This window comes from Staphylococcus sp. 11-B-312, assembly GCF_016743055.1.
GTDB classification, from domain to species: domain Bacteria; phylum Bacillota; class Bacilli; order Staphylococcales; family Staphylococcaceae; genus Staphylococcus; species Staphylococcus ureilyticus.
Window position 1 is genome coordinate 2,367,356 of sequence record NZ_CP068241.1, and the last position, 19,093, is coordinate 2,386,448.

General features: G+C 33.6%; 18 protein-coding genes. 5 read left to right on the forward strand and 13 right to left on the reverse strand.

Translation table 11 applies throughout. The features are described 5' to 3' along the window. Positions 1–801: 801 nt before the first annotated feature. From JG554_RS11445 to JG554_RS11455, 3 genes are all read left to right on the forward strand, one after another. Positions 802–2,046: a Glu/Leu/Phe/Val family dehydrogenase gene (locus JG554_RS11445; protein WP_046207239.1), complete on the forward strand. Its 1,245-nt coding sequence runs from the start codon at positions 802–804 to the stop codon at positions 2,044–2,046. A gap of 223 nt (positions 2,047–2,269) precedes the next feature. Next, on the forward strand, positions 2,270–3,214 hold the full coding sequence (locus JG554_RS11450) for an agmatinase family protein (protein ID WP_040029920.1): 945 nt from the start codon (positions 2,270–2,272) through the stop codon (positions 3,212–3,214). Positions 3,215–3,275: 61 nt separating this feature from the next. Next, complete coding sequence (locus tag JG554_RS11455) at positions 3,276–4,451, forward strand: Nramp family divalent metal transporter (RefSeq protein WP_371090922.1); 1,176 nt, start codon at positions 3,276–3,278, stop codon at positions 4,449–4,451. A gap of 71 nt (positions 4,452–4,522) precedes the next feature. Here JG554_RS11455 and JG554_RS11460 read toward each other — a convergent pair whose 3' ends face one another. The 10 genes from JG554_RS11460 to eda all read right to left on the reverse strand — a co-directional run bounded on the left by JG554_RS11460 (position 4,523) and on the right by eda (position 14,222). Continuing rightward, complete coding sequence (locus JG554_RS11460; protein WP_064209867.1) at positions 4,523–5,596, reverse strand: YkvI family membrane protein; 1,074 nt, start codon at positions 5,594–5,596, stop codon at positions 4,523–4,525. 291 nt (positions 5,597–5,887) lie between these two features. Next, positions 5,888–6,334, reverse strand: a complete 447-nt coding sequence (locus JG554_RS11465; protein ID WP_107360017.1) for an MFS transporter — start codon at positions 6,332–6,334, stop codon at positions 5,888–5,890. A 177-nt stretch (positions 6,335–6,511) separates the two neighbouring features. Then, on the reverse strand, positions 6,512–7,333 hold the full coding sequence (locus JG554_RS11470) for an SDR family oxidoreductase (RefSeq protein WP_046207234.1): 822 nt from the start codon (positions 7,331–7,333) through the stop codon (positions 6,512–6,514). Further along, a complete protein-coding gene (uxuA, locus tag JG554_RS11475; protein ID WP_046207233.1) occupies positions 7,333–8,364 on the reverse strand; it encodes a mannonate dehydratase in 1,032 nt (343 codons plus the stop codon). The genes JG554_RS11470 and uxuA overlap by 1 nt, the downstream gene beginning before the upstream one ends. A gap of 2 nt (positions 8,365–8,366) precedes the next feature. Further along, positions 8,367–9,773, reverse strand: coding sequence for a glucuronate isomerase (gene uxaC / locus JG554_RS11480; RefSeq protein ID WP_040029914.1), 1,407 nt, complete (start codon positions 9,771–9,773; stop codon positions 8,367–8,369). A gap of 15 nt (positions 9,774–9,788) precedes the next feature. Next, entirely contained in the window at positions 9,789–11,084 is a 1,296-nt protein-coding gene (locus tag JG554_RS11485) for a TRAP transporter large permease (protein ID WP_046207232.1), read from the reverse strand. Beyond that, positions 11,081–11,590 carry a TRAP transporter small permease gene (locus JG554_RS11490; RefSeq protein ID WP_107360019.1) on the reverse strand — a complete coding sequence of 170 codons (510 nt, stop codon included), beginning with the start codon at positions 11,588–11,590 and terminating at the stop codon, positions 11,081–11,083. Before JG554_RS11490 ends, JG554_RS11485 begins: the two co-directional genes overlap by 4 nt. Then, a complete protein-coding gene (locus JG554_RS11495; RefSeq protein ID WP_070657509.1) occupies positions 11,565–12,602 on the reverse strand; it encodes a TRAP transporter substrate-binding protein in 1,038 nt (345 codons plus the stop codon). The genes JG554_RS11490 and JG554_RS11495 overlap by 26 nt, the downstream gene beginning before the upstream one ends. Positions 12,603–12,630: 28 nt before the next feature. Then, positions 12,631–13,602: a sugar kinase gene (locus JG554_RS11500; RefSeq protein ID WP_064209877.1), complete on the reverse strand. Its 972-nt coding sequence runs from the start codon at positions 13,600–13,602 to the stop codon at positions 12,631–12,633. Between the two features lie 2 nt (positions 13,603–13,604). Continuing rightward, complete coding sequence (gene eda / locus JG554_RS11505; protein WP_046207228.1) at positions 13,605–14,222, reverse strand: bifunctional 4-hydroxy-2-oxoglutarate aldolase/2-dehydro-3-deoxy-phosphogluconate aldolase; 618 nt, start codon at positions 14,220–14,222, stop codon at positions 13,605–13,607. A gap of 145 nt (positions 14,223–14,367) precedes the next feature. On the opposite strand from eda, the gene JG554_RS11510 reads away from it, so the two are divergent. Then, the gene (locus JG554_RS11510; protein WP_203265308.1) at positions 14,368–15,312 is read left to right on the forward strand and encodes a LacI family DNA-binding transcriptional regulator; all 945 of its coding nucleotides are present in this window, start codon (positions 14,368–14,370) and stop codon (positions 15,310–15,312) included. Positions 15,313–15,755: 443 nt separating this feature from the next. Here the strand turns inward: JG554_RS11510 and cidR are convergent, their stop codons facing one another. The 3 genes from cidR to isaB all read right to left on the reverse strand — a co-directional run bounded on the left by cidR (position 15,756) and on the right by isaB (position 18,486). Then, the gene (gene cidR, locus JG554_RS11515; RefSeq protein ID WP_040029908.1) at positions 15,756–16,631 is read right to left on the reverse strand and encodes a cidABC operon transcriptional activator CidR; all 876 of its coding nucleotides are present in this window, start codon (positions 16,629–16,631) and stop codon (positions 15,756–15,758) included. A gap of 42 nt (positions 16,632–16,673) precedes the next feature. Beyond that, positions 16,674–17,522: a class A beta-lactamase gene (gene bla, locus JG554_RS11520; protein ID WP_107360021.1), complete on the reverse strand. Its 849-nt coding sequence runs from the start codon at positions 17,520–17,522 to the stop codon at positions 16,674–16,676. A 376-nt stretch (positions 17,523–17,898) separates the two neighbouring features. Further along, positions 17,899–18,486, reverse strand: coding sequence for an immunodominant staphylococcal antigen IsaB family protein (gene isaB / locus JG554_RS11525; RefSeq protein ID WP_107360022.1), 588 nt, complete (start codon positions 18,484–18,486; stop codon positions 17,899–17,901). 271 nt (positions 18,487–18,757) lie between these two features. On the opposite strand from isaB, the gene JG554_RS11530 reads away from it, so the two are divergent. Then, positions 18,758–19,063, forward strand: a complete 306-nt coding sequence (locus JG554_RS11530; RefSeq protein WP_040029905.1) for a monooxygenase — start codon at positions 18,758–18,760, stop codon at positions 19,061–19,063. Positions 19,064–19,093 lie beyond the last annotated feature (30 nt).

Here is a 19,093-nt window from a genome sequence, read left to right on the forward strand (position 1 = left end):
AATCAACATATAGAACTTAAAATCATACCCCTTAATTTCAAATTGCAAAATACTATAAATCAAAAATGTTTGATTGTATAATATTATTTTTTCTGAAAATTACAACTATTCTTCAAAATTATTTTAAATAAAAATGTGTTATTACACTATTGCTTCATTTATACTATAAAGTTTATTAGTGAATTACTATTTTATTTATTTTTACTTTCATTGTACATCATGATATTTGCGTGCTATATCTTCGTTGTGTGTTAAAGTCTATGGTAATTGTAAATAATTCATGTTAAAAAAGTATGTCTCTTAATGCTTCACAGCTATAATAAAGTAGTTACATTATGGCATAGTTCTTAACTCAGATAGACAAGTCACAGTACAATGTGGAACAAAAAATATAGCCTTTCTAATAGATATACATGTATTTAATCATTACTATCCATTTACTCATCCCTATAAACCGATTGTAACTATAAACGATTACTCATATTTAAGTAACATTAAATTTTACTATCTACAACATCATATACCTTTCTATATCTATTAATTTTTCAGTATAATTAATCAATTATACGACGCTGTTTTTCAACACTATAAGCAATCACTTAAAGTTCTCGGCTATAATCACCCCCTATCCAAGCCTAAAACTAGACAATTTCTCTCCAAAAAATCATATATTTTGTATTAATTGAATTTTCAAACTTTTATAAAAATTCAGTCATTATGTATTGATTTTATACCTTATTATCGATAACATTTATATATAAGTAACTTATAAGCATTGAAGTAATGATAGAGGAGATAAACATGACAGAAAACAATAACTTAGTAACTTCGACTCAAGAAATTATGAAAGAAGCCTTACATAAATTAGGGTTTGACGATGGTATGTATGAACTTGTCAAAGAGCCTTTAAGATTTTTAGAAATACGAATTCCTGTACGTATGGATGATGGCACTGTTAAAACTTTTAAAGGCTATCGTGCACAACACAATCAAGCCGTAGGACCTACCAAAGGTGGTATCCGCTTCCATCCTGATGTGAATGTTGAGGAAGTGAAAGCATTATCCATGTGGATGACAATGAAGTGCGGCATCACAAACTTACCTTTTGGTGGTGGTAAAGGTGGCGTCATATGTGATCCAAGAGAAATGAGTAATTTAGAACTAGAACGTTTATCACGTGGTTATGTTAAAGCTATTTCACAATTTGTAGGACCTGCCAGTGATATTCCAGCACCAGATGTTTATACAAACCCACAAATCATGTCTTGGATGATGGACGAATACAGTAAAATCAACCGCTCAAATGCATTTGCATTTATTACAGGCAAACCGCTTTCATTAGGTGGTTCACAAGGACGTAATCGAGCCACAGCGCTAGGTGCTGTAATCACAATTGAAGAAGCTGCGAAACATCGAAATATTAATATCGAAGGTTCTCGTGTAGCGATTCAAGGTTTTGGCAATGCCGGAAGTTTTATTGCTAAAATTTTGCATGATAAAGGGGCTAAAATTGTCGCGATATCAGAAAGTCGAGGCGCTTTATATAATCCTGAGGGTCTGGATATTGAACATCTTCTAGCGTTAAAAGAACAACATGGTCGTGTAACACCATTATTTGAAGACGTCATTCCTAATGAAAAATTATTTGAACTCGACTGCGACATTTTGATTCCTGCTGCATTATCTAATCAAATTACAGAAACAAATGCCCATTTAATTCAAGCTAAAATTGTAGCAGAAGCAGCTAATGGTCCTACGACACAAGAAGCGACTAAAATATTAACCCAACGCGACGTTTTAATCATACCAGATGTACTTGCTAGTGCAGGTGGTGTTACAGTATCTTACTTCGAATGGGTGCAAAATAATCAAGGCTATTATTGGTCTGAAGAAGAAATTATCACGAAACTTGAAGAAAAAATGGTTGAAGCATTTAATAAAATTTATGATTTAGCAGAAAATAGAAAAATGGATATGCGTTTAGCAGCTTATGTTGTAGGTCTAAAACGTACGGCTGAAGCAACGCGTTTCCGTGGTTGGGCATAATACTTTATTCCCTATTCCATGTTGCAAAAAGCTGATTCAAATTTGAATCAGCTTATTTTTTATACCTTAGTTTTTACTCTCAGACTATATTTCTATATAAAAATACTTTCCTATTGAAATATTTTCATTTTCAAAAGGTTTAAAAATAGAATTTTCTGAATTTATTTGAAATAAAAAATTATCCAATATATACTTATTTACAACAAAGGGGAGGTTATACAATATGAAAAACAATATTTATGGTAATGTACCATGCTTTTTAAATAGTAAAAATCTCACATCTACAGATAATTTAGATACAGATGTCATAATTTATGGTGCGCCTTTTGAAGGTGAAAGCACTTGGGGTGACTATACTGGCGTTGAATTAGGTCCAAAGCAAATTAGAGTTTGCTCAGCACGTTACAGTCAATATTTACCAGAATTAAACCATATTGATATTAGTGAACATTTAACAATGGGCGATGTAGGTGATGTGCCTTTTGTTGCGCACAATAATCAACAAAGCTACGAAAATATTGAAAAATTCACTAAAAAGCTATGGGAAAGCGAGAAATTTTTAGTTGGTTTTGGTGGTGAACATGGTGTCACTTACCCTATTCTGAAGTCACTGGCGGAAACGGGTAAAAAAGTGGGCATTATACATTTGGATGCGCATTATGATAACATGCCCGATTATGAAGGAGAACCCTACGCACGTAACACTCCATTCATGAGACTATATGAAACAGATGGTATACGTAATGAAAGTATCATTCATACAGGTATTCATGGTCCTAGAAACAAACCAGAAACAGGCCGTTACGCTCAAGAAGCTGGTGCAGTAACACTTACGATCAATGATATTAGAGCTGCTAAGGATTTAAAACAATATGCTAGAGATATTTATGCACAGGCGAGTAAAGATGTAGATGTCGTGTATTTAACAATATGTAGTGATGTACTAGACTTTGCCTTTAATCCAGGCGGGCCAGTAGATGGCAATGGACTAAGTTCTTATGAGCTATTAACAATGATATATGAATTTGGTGCATTAGGCTTATGCGGTATGGATTATGTTGAAGTTTACCCAATGCAAGACGCTAACCAAAACTCTGCCCATTTCGTTTCAACAGCTGTATTATATGTACTTGCGGGCCATGTGAATTATTTAAATAACACAAAATAAATGAGGGGTGATGACATTGGTCAAAAATGTAAGGAAGATTATTAAATCTCTCGGTCCTGGTATGATTATCACCGCTTCATTTATAGGTCCCGGAACCGTTACAACGATGACACAAGGTGGTGCGGGGTTTGGTTATAGCCTGTTATGGGCTGTTGTTTTCTCAATTGTTGCAACCATCGTGCTCCAAGAAATGATTATTCGACTATCACTCGTAACAAGAGAAGGTTTAGGCGAAGCGATACAAGAATTATTTGCCCATAAAGTAGGAAAACTAATTATTGTATGGTTTACATTAATAGCTGTAACCATTGGTTGTGCTGCTTACATCAGTGGCGATTTAATTGGAACTTCACTTGGTGCAGCATATCTATTAAATTTACCAGAAAACCTAGTAGCACCTATTATCGGTTTTATTATTTTACTCATCGGGTTATTTGGTAATTATAAATTTTTAGAAAAAATAATGATTTTCTTGATGGTCATCATGGGCATTATCTTTATTACAACTATGATCGTCATTAAGCCTGATATTTTTGGTATTTTAAAAGGTGTATTTGTACCTACAATTCCGAACGGTTCTATAATAACTGTCATAGCATTAATCGGAACGACTGTAGTTCCTTATAATTTCTTCATCCATTCCACAGCGGTACACGAACGTTTTAATGGTATAAAAGAACTCAAATTTGCGCGTTGGGATACTATTATTTCGATTACTGTTGGTGGTATCATTTCAGCAGCTATTCTTATTGCTGCTGCCACATTAATTCGTGGTGATGAAGTCAAAAGTATTATTCAACTTTCTGGTCCACTCAAACCTGTTTTAGGCGATGCCGCTCCCTTTGCAATTAGCATCGGTTTGTTTGCAGCAGGGCTTTCATCTGCTATTGCTTCCCCTACTGGAGCGGCAGCTACAATAAGCAGCTTATTAGGGTGGAAAGGTGGCATGGAAAGCAAAAAATACAAGATTGTCTTTGCAGTCATTATCCTTATTGGTATTACAACATCCTCACTCGGATTTGAACCATTAGAAGTATTATTAGTGGCACAAGCCTTAAATGGTATTATTTTACCCATCGTTGCTATATTAATTTTTATTATCATCAACAAGAAAAATCTAATGGGCCGTTTTGTCAATAACATTTGGCTTAATATTATCGGTTTTGTTGTCGTTTTAATCGTTACTTTCTTAGGTCTTTATAGTCTAGTCGACGCAATTACTAGCTTTCTATCTTAAATAAAAAAGACGTATAGTCCAATTATATACAAAATTGGTTACTATACGTCTTTTATTTATGTTTTTAGTGATTACATTAAACGTTTTTCACTAAATTTATTATAAACCCATCTAACTAATAGCGCAGCACTGATAAACAGGCCGATATAACCGAATGTTTTAAACACGAAATTCACTAGATCGACAAAGCCAATAAAACTTAAGATAAACGCCACAATTAAAGAAATTGTTAATAGTGCAACATAACCTTTACTACTTGGTCGTGTAAATCTACTTAAAAATGGATACAACATACCGATACAGCTATTGAAAATAACACCTATCATCACCGCTGACATAAATATACCTATATAAGGGTGTATATCATTTGCCAATAATAATGTAGGAATGTCTACACTATTAGCGTTTTGGATATTAGCCATTAATCCACACGTCATAATTAATAACAATATACTAAAAGATAGGCCACCATAAAATGCTCCCCTGCGTGCTGTTTTATGACTCATAGCATCACTACCAACGATGGTTAAGAAACTAAAGCTATTGCCAATGATTAATCCTCCATAAACAATCGCATCCCACCACCATATGGAACTAGATGTTTTAGATGGTTTTGTGTAATGTTCTACCTCTGAAAATGGAATTGTAGGATTGATAATATTATAGCCCGCAATCACTAAAACTGCGATGACTAAAAATGGTGTCACTACACTTAGTATTGTCATGATTTTATTAAATCTAAGTTGTAGCACAATAAAAAGCAAAATTACAATTGCTAATGAACCTGTCCACATTGGAAGCCCAAATCCTTGATAAAGTGCAGAGCCGCCGCCTGCAATCATAACAACAGTTAAGCCAAATAAAAAGAAAATAGTTAAATAATCAATAATCTTACCTACATACTTTCCGAAAATATGGTTCAATGAAATTTCATATGTATTCGCATCCAAGCGATAACCAATTTTTGAAATTTGCCTAGTCGCAAACGTTACAATAATACCTGTAAGAATCACTGCAATATATGCATAATTTCCATGGTTAACAAAGAATTGTAAAAGTTCTTGGCCAGTTGTAAATCCTGCGCCAACTATAAAACTAAGATAAGCGAGCGCAGTCTTAACTGCTGCCTTATTATCTTTACTCATTGATCATACATCCCCTTCGAAGTTAGTTACTATGTACTATTTATCAGGTTTTCAAAACAAACAATCATTGTGCTAAAAGATTAAAAATACATATGTCGAAGCAAATAAGAGCGAGACAAACATCATACTTTTCTAGTAGATTCCTTTGTCCCGCCCAACAAAAGTAACTAGGATGAAAGTACAGTTCATCTAGTCAACTTTTCACTTCATTCAACATATAACAATCATATTCAATCAAATCAAGGCCATTTAGCGATGCTTAAAAAACACCACAACACTTTAAATTTGAACCTAAATAGCTCCTGCCTCTTCTAAATTTTTCCCTTTTGTTTCCGGTGCCATATAAATCGACAGTATAAAACCAATAAATAATAGTGCCGATGAAATATACATTGTTACACTTAATCCATAATTTTCTAAAATCATCGGAAAGAAAAATGTACTTAAAGCAGATGCTGATCGACTCACAGTAGTAGTAAAACCTCCACCTGTACCACGTACATATGTAGGGAATAGTTCATATGGATAAATCCATTGATGACTGCCCATAGCTGTATTGAAAATACCGTAAATAATAAATAGTACAAGTATCATTAAAAATGGAGCGTTGCCACCAGATACTATACCTAATGATAACAAAGCTAGCGCAGTAATCAAGAAGGGCCATATCAAAGTAGGTCTTCTTCCATATTTTTCAACTAAGTATAATGCTGGAAAAATACCTATTAAATAAAACATATTGATAGCAAATATTTTTTCCGTCCTAATTAGAAGATGTATTATATCGCAATAATATTACTTACCATGACACATAGAATAACAACAATGTTAACCAGACAATCAAACAAAAAAATCAACACTTTCATCCTTATAACAATGAAAGTGTTGATTTTTATTTGATTTATTTTATTTAATTTATACACCAGAATATGATGAGAAGCCACCATCTACTGGAACCACAATACCTGTTACAAAACCGCTCATATCATGGTCCATTAACCAATACAATGTACCTAAAATATCTTCAGGTACACCAAAACGATCCATTGGCGTTTGTGAAAGAATTTTTTGAGCACGTTCTGAATAAGAACCGTCTTCATTTCTTAGCAATGCCTTATTTTGATTTGTTTCGAAAAATCCTGGTGCAATTGCATTAACACGAATTTGCCCTGCAAAATAAGTGCTCAACCATTGAGTAAAGTTACTTACTGAAGCTTTTGCACCGCTGTAGGCTGGAATTTTTGTCAACGGCGTAAAGGCGTTCATAGATGAAATATTGATAATTGTTCCTGTTTCAGATGCCACAACATCTTTGCCGAATACTTGTGATGGTAAAAATGTTCCAGTATAGTTTAATTTAAATACATTATCTACACCTTCTTCTGTGAGATCAAAGAACGTTTTGTCGCCTGCTTTATCGTACATTTCATCATTCGTTGTCGCATCAGGATGATTACCACCGGCGCCATTGATAAGTATTGTAATTGCACCAAATTTATCATTGAATGTTTGTTTCGCTTGCTCTAAAGCTGATTTATCTAGCACATCTGCAACGAGCGCTACAGTTTGTTGTCTATTTTTATCAATTTCATCTTGTAATTCTATAATTTTGTCTTCTGAACGACCTAATATACCTACATTAGCACCTTTTTCTACAAGTGCTTTGACAAAAGTAGAACCAATCACACCTGTCGCACCTGTAATAACGACATTAACATCTTTGAATTGTGTTGCCATTATTTACTCACTCCTTCTATTAAGCCATTAATATAAGTTGCACCTAAAGCTCTATCAAACAAGCCATAACCAGCTTTACCTGTTTCTCCCCAGATCATACGTCCATGGTCAGGTCTGATAGTCCCTTTGTAATCAATATCTCTCAGTGCTTCAGTAACAGCTTTCATATCTACTGAGCCATCTTTAGATAAGTGGCCTGTTTCTATAAATGAATTATCACCAATACGTTTAACATTGCGCATGTGTACAAAATGAATGTGATCACCAAATGTACGAATCATATTCGGTAAATCGTTTTCTGCTAATGAACCTAATGAACCAGTACAGAAACAAATACCATTATGTGTATCATTACTAATAGCTAATAAGCGTTCGTAGCTTTCTTTGTTTTTAATGATACGTGGTATGCCAAATATCGGCCAAGGTGGATCGTCCGGATGTATCGCCAGATCCACATCATGTTCGATAGCAGTTGGTAACACAGCATCTAAGAAGTATTTCAGATTGTCCCATAATTGTTCATCTGAGGTTTCACGATAGGATGTAATCAGTTGATTCATCTCTTCACGCGAGTAACTTTCATCCCAACCTGGTAGATTTAAATTCGTCGTTAGTGGATCAATATCTTTAATTTGATCATGGTTATAAATCAGTGTATTGGAACCATCTGACAAGTCATAGTCTAATTGTGAACGTGTCCAATCAAATACCGGCATAAAGTTATAAGTTACTGTTTTAACACCATTTTCTGCGAGATTAATCAATGAAGTTTTATAGTTTTCAATGAGTTGATCGCGTTTCTCTGTACCAAGCTTTATTTCCTCACTGACAGGTAAACTTTCTACAACTTCAAATTTCAAACCTGCATCTTCAATTGACTGTTTTAATGCTGCAATTCTTTCTTTAGTCCAAACTTCTCCAACTGGAATGTCATAAATTGCTGTAACAATTTGTTTCATATCTGGAATTTGTCTAATATTATTTAATGTTACTGGGTCATCTTCCCCATACCAACGAAATGATAATTCCATGGTTATACCTCCTCAACGCCTTCTATTTTGAATAATTTTACTGCATTGTTATAACAAATATCTTTCACTATTTGAGTGATAGTTTCTTCTGATAATTGAATCTCACCTTTTTCAATTCTATCTCCTAAGAAATTACATAATATTCTTCTAAAGTACTCATGACGTGTATACGAAATCATGCTACGTGAATCTGTGAGCATGCCTACAAATTTAGATAATAAGCCGACATTAGCATACTCTACTAAATGTTGTTCCATACCTTCTTTTGTATCGTTAAACCACCATGCAGCACCGAGTTGGACTTTGTGATGACTATTTGTAAAGTTCCCTGCAGTTGCTTGTACCATTAAATGATCATTGCCATTATTTGGGTAAATAATGGTATCTGATAATGCATGATTTTGCTCAAGATGATCTAGTAAAGCATTTAATTTTTTAGCACTCAACTGTTCACCTACACTATCAAAACCACTATCTGGTCCTGTAATTTTAAACATGTTTGAGTTATTATTTCTTGTTGGTCCAAGGTGGAATTGTACAACCCAACCTAATTCTTCATAAACTTTACTAATTTCAGTTAATATATAACCTGCTAATTCATATTGTTCAGTTTCTGTTACTTGTTCGCCGCGTTTGAGCGCATTATAAATTTCAGTTGCTGTGTCAACCGTTGCTGTTACTAAAGGTGTCTTTTCAAAACTTTGGTCTGAACTGCGCGCACCTTGTCTATCAAAATAATGTACACGTGCTTTTAATGCATCAATATAAGTATTTAAATCTTGGATGTCGCAATCAGTCGCTTGATTCAATTGGTCAATTTTTGTATTGATAGATTCATGATTTAAGAAAACATAACTATCCGGTCTAAATGTAGGTATAACTTTAAATGTAACGTTGCTATCTTCGTTTAATAATTTATGATATTTTAAGTCATCACATGGATCATCTGTCGTACATACCACCTTAACATTACTTTGCTTAATTAGATTTTGTGGTGTATGTGAAGGTTTTGCTAACTTTTTATTTAATGATTTATATAATTTACTGATATTCACTTTATCTAAATCTGTATCCTCATTAAAATAGCGTTTTAATTCTAATGCACACCAATGATACATCGGATTTACAATCGCATACGGTAACATATGCATAAATGCTTGGAATTTATCAAAATCATCAACACTGCCTGTAATAAAAGCTTCCTCAATGCCATAAGCTCTCATTAAACGCCATTTATAATGATCTCCACCTAGCCATAACTGTGTAATATTATCATAATTTTTATTTTCGTAAATTTCTTTTGGATCTAAGTGACAATGAAAATCATAAATCGGTAAATCTTTAACTTTCTGGTATAGTTTTACTGCTGTTTTACTATTTAATAAAAAATTGTCATTAATTAAAGTCATATAATTGCTCCTTTTCTATAATCCTAATAATTTTGGAAGGAATAATGATAATTGTGGTATAAAAGTAATGATTAGCATTAAAATAATTAAAGCTACAAAATATGGAATTAAATATTTAAATACTGATTCAACACGTACACCGCCTACACTTGCTCCTACAAACAACGCACTACCAACTGGTGGTGTGATATTACCAATACATAAGTTAAAAGCGATAATGATACCAAAATGAATGGGATCAAGACCTAATACTTCTGAAATCGGTAAAAAGATTGGTGTAAATATAAGTACTGCTGGTGTAATGTCCATAAAAGTACCAATGACTAATAAGATAACGTTGATTAATAATAACAGTGCAATTGGATTGTCAGTCATTGAGATAATGCCATTGGATATTGCTTCCGGTAAGCCGGTATAACTCATCACAAGTGAAAATAACGCCGAAGCGGTGATTAGAAATAAAATCATACCGCTAATTTCAGCTGTTTCTTTGATAACGTTGGATAATTGTTTGATTTTTAAGCTTTTATAAATTAGCGAAAGTACTACAGAATATAAAACTGCGACCGCTGCACCTTCTGTTGCTGTAAAGATTCCTCCGACAATACCACCAATCACTACTACTATTAAAAATAAACTCGGTAATGCATCCAATGTTAAGAATAATCTATCTTTCCAACTAATTTTCTCTGATACTTTATAACCTTGTTTTTTCGCCATGACATAAGCAACAATCATACAAGCAATACCCCATAGAATTCCTGGAATATAACCCGCGATAAATAACGCTGCAATGGATGTCCCGCCGCTGACTAATGAATAAACAATCAATAGTGAACTCGGTGGGATAAGTAAACCTGACGGTGCTGAAGCGATATTTGCTGCTGCTGAATATTCTTTTTTATAACCTTGCGCTTTTTCCATTGGTCCCATGATACGACCCATGGCAGCAGCTGCTGCAACACTAGAACCAGAAATGGAACCAAAAAGCATATTCCCAACAATGTTGGTATGCGCTAATGATCCTGGCAATCTGCCAACGAGTACCTTCGCAAAGTTAACTAATCTAAATGCAATGCCGCCGTTATTCATGATGATACCTGCTAGCACAAATAACGGAATCGCTAACATCGTAAAATCATCAATGCCCGTAACCATACGCTGTGCTGCAGTTACGATAGTGACATCGAATGGTAAGATCAATAATAGCGTAATAATAGAACTTAAAATAATCGCTAATGCAATCGGTAAGCCAATGATAAGAAAGATGAAGAATGTGATGAATAATACTAATCCCGCAATCATTGTCATAAGCCATCACCGCCTTCAAGCTCATCACGCGCTTGAATTGTAGTCATTGTCTCTTTACTAAATAAATTATAAAATGCATAGAAAATAATAAATATTCCTGAAACTGGCAATGCACTATACATTGCAGCCATTGATAAACCTGTTGACGGCGCGATTTGAGACCAAGTTAACTTCACAACTTCAAAACCGCCCCAAATCATGAGCACGAGTGCCACGATAATTAATATAATGTCCGAAATCTTTTCCAAGTATAACTGTACTTTCTCAGGCAATTTTTCTCTGATAAATACAATGGCAATATGCTGTTTGATTCCAAAGACATAGCTTGCACTCAATAACCCAAACCATATCAACAAGAATCTAACAATTTCTTCACTCGTCGTACTCGGTGTGTTAAAAATAAAGCGTGTTGCAACTTGATAAACCGATAAAATAACCATAACAAAAAGCGTTATACCAGCTAGCGTTAACAACAATTTATCAATGATTTGCTTTGCTTTTTTCATAGCGCTGTTCCTCCTTCTCGATTAGTTTATAATCCGCTTTCGTATCCGGATTATTTTTAAATTCATCTTGAAGAGGTTTTGAAGTCGCTTTAAATGTAGATTTGTCTACATCGTGAAACTTCACGTCCATTTTTTCTGTCGCTGTTTTTTTAGCATCGCTCACTGCTTTATCCCAAATTACTTCATGTTTTTTTGTGGAATAATCTGCTGCATCTTCTAACCATTTTTGTTGTTGTTTCGTCAAGCTGTCATAGGTCTCTTTGTTCATGATTAAAATATCAGGTACGGTTGCATGTTCTGTGTAGTAATAATTTTTTGCAACTTCACCATGGTTATTCGTTGTTAAAGATGTTTCATTATTTTCTGCTGCATCAATAACACCTGATTGCATTGCAGTATACACTTCACCATAATCCATCGGTGTTGGCGTGCCACCTAACGATTTAATTAAATCTACACTTGTTTTGCCTGGCTGAACACGAATCTTCAAGCCTTTCAAATCTTTGTTGTCTTTGATTTCTTTGTCTTTCGTATAGATATTACGCATACCTGCATCATAATAAGTAATACCTAAAAATCCTTGGTCCCCTGTCGATTTAAAGAAAGCGTCTTGTACGTTTTTACGTTTCATTACGTGTCGATAATTTTCTTCTGACTCAAATAAATACGGCATATTAAATAATGAATACGTTGGCGAAAAACTTTCCAATGCCCCAGCCGAAACTTTAGTCATTTGAATTGCATTCGTCTGTGTCATTTCTATTGCTTCACGCTCACTACCGAGCTGACCATTCGGATAAATATTCACTTTTATTTGACCATGTGATTCTTTTTCTAATCTATCTTTAAAAATTTTTAATGATTTATGGACAGGATGTTCCGTTGGCTGATTATGCGCTAACATGATCTCTTTTGTCTTTGTTTTAGCAATCGTCTCCTTATTTGTAAGCAACATCGATACCATCCCCATCGTAAAGAATGCGCTTACAAGAAGGAGTGTAAATTTCTTCATAAAGATTATACCCCTTATATTGCAATTTTTATCGTTTCAGTTCTCCAAAATGCGTTGATAAATTAAATACATCACTTTCTTGTACACTTAGTGCATCTTCATTTGTCGTATGTTGTAGAACAGAACATTTCGTTGCAAAATCTACTGTATCTTCTGGTTGCCATGCTTTATTCAATCCATGTAATACACCTGCCATAAATGCATCACCAGCACCGATTCTGTTTAAAACAGTGTAAGTATATGCTTGGCCTTCAATATATTTTTCTTTTGTCAGCATAATACCTTGTAATGTACTTTGTTCTATATTTCTATTACTTGAAGCCATCAAATCAATGTCGTATTCGGATTGAATTGTTTTTGCACATGTCTGTATATCATCATCTAAATCATTAGTTTCAAGCAAATGTGTAGCATCTTTTTTTCCAAAAAATAGAACATCGACAAATGGTAAAATTGACTTTATTATTGGTACTGCTGTTTCTTTTGACCATAAGTTACTTCTAAAATTAATATCGAACACTATGTTAACGCCTTGTTGCTTTAGTTGCTTTAATACATCGACAATTTGATGACGAATCATTTTATTTACAGCTAACGTAATACCTGTAAATACAAAGAAATCTCCACTTTGAGCATTGATTTCTTCCATTACATCTTCACCATGATTCGCAAATGTTGAATGTTCGCGATCATAAATCACTTTGCCACTACGAAAGCCGAAACTCTCTTCCATATAATATGTACCAATTCGGCCATTATTATATTTCACTGAAGCAGTACCTACACGTGTTTGAAACATTTTTTGTAATGCTAAATGTCCTAGCGCGTGATTGGGTAATACCGTTAACATTTCAGTCGTATGTCCAAATTGTGCTAGTGTCACAAGTGCGTTCAATTCTGCACCACCAACATTTACTTTAAACGTATTGGCATCTTTCAACTGTTCATAATTTGGTGGCGTGTAACGTAATAATACTTCACCAAAACCATAGACCGTCATTGTTATACCTCACTTTTTATTTCTGAAATATATCTTTCTAAAGCATCTTTTCCTTCTTGTTGATAAATTTTTGTTATTTCGCTTCCAATGCCAACTGCAAAACTTCCAGCATCTAACCATGCTTTATGGTTTTCTTTACCAACGCCACCTGTAGGCACAATTTCAATTTGTGGTAATGGCCCTTTGAAATCTTTAATTGACTTAGGTGTGAATTGCGTCGCTGGGAATAATTTAAGGACTTTGCAACCATAACGTAATGATTCAACCATTTCTTTAACAGTCATACAGCCCGGAATATATGGCACATCATATAAGTTAGCGATTTTCGCTGTTTCTTTATCAAAAGATGGGCTAACGATAAATTTCGCACCATTTAAAATGGCAGTACGTGCAGAAATACTGTCTAACACTGTTCCTGCACCAATCAATGCGTCGTCTCTTTTTGATAATTCAGCTATAATTTCTATAGCGTTCGGCGTTGTTAAAGTAACCTCAATTGTGTGTAGGCCTTTATCAATAATGGTATGTGCAATATCTAAAAAAGATTTTGCATCTTCAGTTCGCATGACAGCAATGTGTTTGCCTTGTTGAATCTCTTTCATTGTATTCATTGAATCCATGTCTTCAACCCCTCAAAAATGATATCAATTACAATACCCTTCAAAATAACAACGTTGTTATTTTTGTACAAAAAAATATTGTAATGCTTATCTCTATGGTATAATTAATTTGCATTTAAATCAATCAATTTCAAGGAGAAATTTTATGGCTGTAACTTTAAAAGATGTTGCTGAAGCCTGTGGTGTCAGCTATTCCACAGTTAGTAAAGCACTTAAAAATTCTCATCTCGTAAAACCAAAAACCAAAAATTTAATTCAACAAAAAGCTTTAGAAATGAATTATATACCTAATCATTCTGCTAGAGCACTTGTTTCAAAGAAAAGTGGCACAATTGGATTAATCTGGCCTTCTGTAGATCGTGTAGCGGTTACACACCTTATTTCAGAAATCAATCACGCTATCAAAGATTTAGGTTATGTCATGTTTGTGTCGATAGACGATGTCGCTGCCGCTTCGAAAAAATTTGTTGAATTCGGTTGTGATGGTATCGTTATTTTTGATGAAGGTGACGCAACAAACTTATCTCCAGAAATTTATAACAATGTCCCAGTCGTTGCCTATGGTGTCGATCGTGACATCCCTTATCCGATTATAAACGTAAACCATTCAGAAGCGATGATCATGGCAATTGAAGCATTGATTGATCAGGACATTGATCACATTGATTATATTGGTGATGTACATACAAATGATACACGTCAAATCGCAAAAAAAGAAGCGATTGCTCAATATTGTGACAAACACAAGATAAATTATCGTATCATTGATTCTACAAGTTTGAATGCAATTGAAACGGAATCTGCCGTTAAACAATTTTTACAAACACACGCACTTGCACCAGGCATGATTTGTGGCAGCTATGATATAACAGTCGGTACAATAAATGCACTAGGACCACAAGATCACCCCATCTTGTATTCATATGACAATATCCCTCAAATTAAAAAATTAGATTACCCAGTCAACGCGATTGGCGTTCCAACCGCTGAAATTGCTCAAACGATTGTAGCAACTTTAGATAAAGTTATTAAAGATGAAGCAACTGAGTCGGCCTATCATCTTCACCCTAAAATACAAAAAAACATTTAAAATAAACATGCCCAAACCTATTGCTAAGGTTTGGGCATGTTTATATGTTTGTTTGATGTTTGACAAGAGGGTCGTTTATTAAACTGTACTGATTTAGAAGATAAGCTTAGTTTTTAAATATCATTGCTCAATAATATAATAATGAATAAGAATAGGGTGTCCTTATTTTAGTGAATGAATGGGGAGAGTTATTATATTAGTTAAATTCTATATAAATTTGTTATGAGCTTTAAATTATGAAACGCTTATATAGTTAATATTTTGGCGCTAGGGATTATCATAAATGTTTTAACTTTTATTCTTCTATTAAGCATCAGTACTTACTACCTCTATATGTCTATTATATTACGCACTGAAATATGATTAAAATACATAGTTGGAATATATAACATTCTGTTATGGAATACATGTTTCATAAACTATAGTCGCTTTGTTAAGCATCATTATCTAGTATCTTTTAAAAATTTAATCCATTCGTGAGTTACATAATTCATATAGCTATCTTTTTTCCAAATAACTCCCAAATTCCATGACACATCTGCACCTGAAATTTCTATACCCACAAGGTCTTCATTTAAAATATTTACGATACTTTCTGGTAATATACTCACACCGATGCCATCTCGAATCATATTTTCAATAAAAGTAATTTGAGACATTTTAGCAACCGTTTTTGGATGAAAACCAACTTTTCTACAACTTTCAATAATTTGATCTTTTAAATAGTAATCATCATGAAACATAATAAAACGTTCATTTTTCAAATCACCTAGATAGACTGGTCCTTGTTTCGCAAGCATCGCATCTTTGTTTACGACTAGCAATAACTTTTCATTATATAGTGGGATAGCATGGTAGATATCATTATCTACAGGTAACGTAGTAATGCCTACATCAATTTCATCATTATTTAAATAAGACTCTACAGCTTTGCCTCCACCTTCAATAACTTCGTATGTCACTTTTGGATATTTACTATGAAAATGATTTAAACTTTCTGTAAAAAGTCTCACGTTCATAATTGCTGATATACCAACTCTAATATGGCCTTTTTCTAAATTTGTTACATCTCCCATTTCTAATGATAAATCATCTAGCACCGCTAAAGCTTCCACGCATTTATCATAAAAAATCTGGCCGATATCCGTTAAAATAATATGCTTTTTTCTTCTATCAAATAAAGTGATATTAAATTCGTCTTCAATACTTTTAATATTTTTACTTATTGTAGATTGCGCAATATATAAATGCTCGGATGCTTGTGTCATCCCCCCATTTTTCACAACTTCTACAAAATATTTCATTTGCTTTATTTCCATGTTTAACCCCTCTGCACCAATCTAAGTTTCGCTTACTTGAATTTATTTTAATGACTTAATAGCTGTTTCTGCCGCTGTTTGAATAACTTTATCATCAGGTTTCGCATCTTTATCTGATTTTTTCGTGTAAATAGCAAGAATAATTGGCTTATTTTGCTTTTTTGGATATATAAAAGCTAAATCGTTTCGACTACCATAGGTTAAACCTTGACCACTTTTATCTCCTACAACATCATCCTTAGATACAGCTGCTTTTATTAACGTATCTCCAGTTTCATTATGAATCATTGTATGCTTTAGTAATTCAAGGTTGGCTTTGCTCATATTTTCACTATGTAGAAGATGATTGAACGTTGTTGCAGCTCTTTTAGGTGTGGTTGTATCATCTGTACTTTGTGGATCATATAAATTTAAATCTGGTTCGGGTCTTTGTGGATTAGATATATGGTCTCCACGATGTATGAGTGCTTGTTGAAATTCTTTAATTCCACCTATTTCTTCGATGACTTTATTATTAGCTGTATTATCACTCTGCAACATAGAAGCTTTTATTAATGCTTTTAACGTCATTTGCTTGCCGATATATTTTTCAGTGACGGGTGAATAAGCGACAATGTCATCTTTGGATATCGCTATTTTTTTATTTAGTTCTGACGTTGGCCTGTTTTGTAATAATATACCACTTGAAATTGCTTTATATGTAGATGCAAATGCAAACCGTTCACCTGATTTGTGCTGTACCACTTTGCCATTAGCTGTATTGACACCATAAACCCCTACAATTGTATCATTATCTTGTTCTATTTGATCAAAACTTTTTGCATCAGCGACCTTTCCTGTCACTGTGAGTAAAAAAAGCCCAAACAAAACACTTAAATAGAATTTTTTCAAGTTTTCAATCCCCCTATTCACATTTGAAAGCAATACGCTATACTTACGTTTAACTATAATCATAAATATAACAAAACACAATTATCTTTATTACGCCTAACCATTAACGAGTAGAAATAATTGGGACTAAATATATACTTCAGTAACTTTAAAATTTAAAAATACTGCAATTAAGCTTTTCATCAACAAAATCTGCTACATTCACTCTTAATAAATACTTTATTTTATTGACTATACAACAGAATAGGCTGAGACATTTAATTTGCCCCAGCCAAAGCATACAATTTCAATTAAAGTAACTGTTGCTATAATCTCAAAAACGTGCGATTTCAAATCATCTCTGAGTTGAATCTTAACTTTATTAATACTATTTAAACTACTGACCAATTGTTATTTCCACCAAATTATCATTTTGATCAAAGAAAGCAGTATAAAAGCCATTATTTGTTTCATATTTCACATAAGTGCCATCTTTATTGCCTAATTTACCTTCTCCTATGATTTCATTTGAAGTATGAGCCTTCTTAAATGTTGACTTAGATACTGAATCAGGTTTTGTGAAGAAAGTAAGTTGCACCACTTCATTGTCACTATTAAATTCTACGCTTGTATCATAAATTTTCTTAGAATGATCAAATTCTTTCTTGGCATTAGTGTCAACTTTATAACCATCAATCGTAACATTGTCATATTTTAAAGCACGTACGAAGTTATAATCTTGAGTAAAAGATGGATCATATGTTGTATAACCTTCGTAATTATACCAAGGTGTTGTTTGTGCTTGTGAACGAACACCATTTTCACTATTTGCACCGCTTGCGCCACCTTCACCGTGTCCCCACTTTTGGACTTGCTCTGCTGCTTGCGCTGTTGGACTACTCGTTGAGATATATGCTGCTGAAGAACCGACAACCAGTGTAGATACAACGACAGTTGCTGAAATTAACTTTCCAACTTTCCGCATAATAAATCACTCCTTATTTGTAGTCTTACATATGCAAAGTGTAATTGTTCACTTTCATCATACACCTCTCCATTTTATTTTCAAGTAAAATTACACTTTTTATGAATATTAGTACAAATTAAATATGAAAATACTTTATTGATGTAGCTTTGATGTTATGTTAAACATTTTATTGTTTATATTAGAAAAGTGCTTGAGCTAAAACCATACTGCAATGTATTTTTAATTGGTATAGTAAACATAATAAATAATTTAAAAAGGATGGTTTATCATGATCTATATTTTACAAGTTGATTTTCCAATCGATGGTCCTTTTGGACAAGAGATGTCCAGACAATTCGCTGATTTAGCGAAATCTATAAATGGAGAACCAGGTTTTTTATGGAAAATTTGGACAGAAAATGCTGATGAAAAAGAAGCGGGTGGCATTTATGCATTTGATAGTTACAAAAATGCTAAAAACTATTTAAACATGCATAGTGAGCGCCTACAATCCATGGGTGTCCCAACTGTAAATGCTAAAATATTTGCTACAAATGACGCACTTACTAAAATCACACATGGACGATTAACATAACCGTATTGGGATGATAAAATACAACAAGCC

Excerpts from the sequence above, each read along its gene's own strand:
- JG554_RS11445 (WP_046207239.1), top strand. The coding sequence starts at position 802 with ATGACAGAAAACAATAACTTAGTAACTTCGACTCAAGAAATTATGAAA.
- JG554_RS11450 (WP_040029920.1), top strand. The coding sequence starts at position 2,270 with ATGAAAAACAATATTTATGGTAATGTACCATGCTTTTTAAATAGTAAA.
- JG554_RS11455 (WP_371090922.1), top strand. The coding sequence starts at position 3,276 with ATGATTATCACCGCTTCATTTATAGGTCCCGGAACCGTTACAACGATG.
- JG554_RS11460 (WP_064209867.1), bottom strand. The coding sequence starts at position 5,596 with ATGAGTAAAGATAATAAGGCAGCAGTTAAGACTGCGCTCGCTTATCTT.
- JG554_RS11465 (WP_107360017.1), bottom strand. The coding sequence starts at position 6,334 with ATGTTTTATTTAATAGGTATTTTTCCAGCATTATACTTAGTTGAAAAA.
- JG554_RS11470 (WP_046207234.1), bottom strand. The coding sequence starts at position 7,333 with ATGGCAACACAATTCAAAGATGTTAATGTCGTTATTACAGGTGCGACA.
- uxuA (WP_046207233.1), bottom strand. The coding sequence starts at position 8,364 with ATGGAATTATCATTTCGTTGGTATGGGGAAGATGACCCAGTAACATTA.
- uxaC (WP_040029914.1), bottom strand. The coding sequence starts at position 9,773 with ATGACTTTAATTAATGACAATTTTTTATTAAATAGTAAAACAGCAGTA.
- JG554_RS11485 (WP_046207232.1), bottom strand. The coding sequence starts at position 11,084 with ATGACAATGATTGCGGGATTAGTATTATTCATCACATTCTTCATCTTT.
- JG554_RS11490 (WP_107360019.1), bottom strand. The coding sequence starts at position 11,590 with ATGAAAAAAGCAAAGCAAATCATTGATAAATTGTTGTTAACGCTAGCT.
- JG554_RS11495 (WP_070657509.1), bottom strand. The coding sequence starts at position 12,602 with ATGAAGAAATTTACACTCCTTCTTGTAAGCGCATTCTTTACGATGGGG.
- JG554_RS11500 (WP_064209877.1), bottom strand. The coding sequence starts at position 13,602 with ATGACGGTCTATGGTTTTGGTGAAGTATTATTACGTTACACGCCACCA.
- eda (WP_046207228.1), bottom strand. The coding sequence starts at position 14,222 with ATGGATTCAATGAATACAATGAAAGAGATTCAACAAGGCAAACACATT.
- JG554_RS11510 (WP_203265308.1), top strand. The coding sequence starts at position 14,368 with ATGGCTGTAACTTTAAAAGATGTTGCTGAAGCCTGTGGTGTCAGCTAT.
- cidR (WP_040029908.1), bottom strand. The coding sequence starts at position 16,631 with ATGGAAATAAAGCAAATGAAATATTTTGTAGAAGTTGTGAAAAATGGG.
- isaB (WP_107360022.1), bottom strand. The coding sequence starts at position 18,486 with ATGCGGAAAGTTGGAAAGTTAATTTCAGCAACTGTCGTTGTATCTACA.
- JG554_RS11530 (WP_040029905.1), top strand. The coding sequence starts at position 18,758 with ATGATCTATATTTTACAAGTTGATTTTCCAATCGATGGTCCTTTTGGA.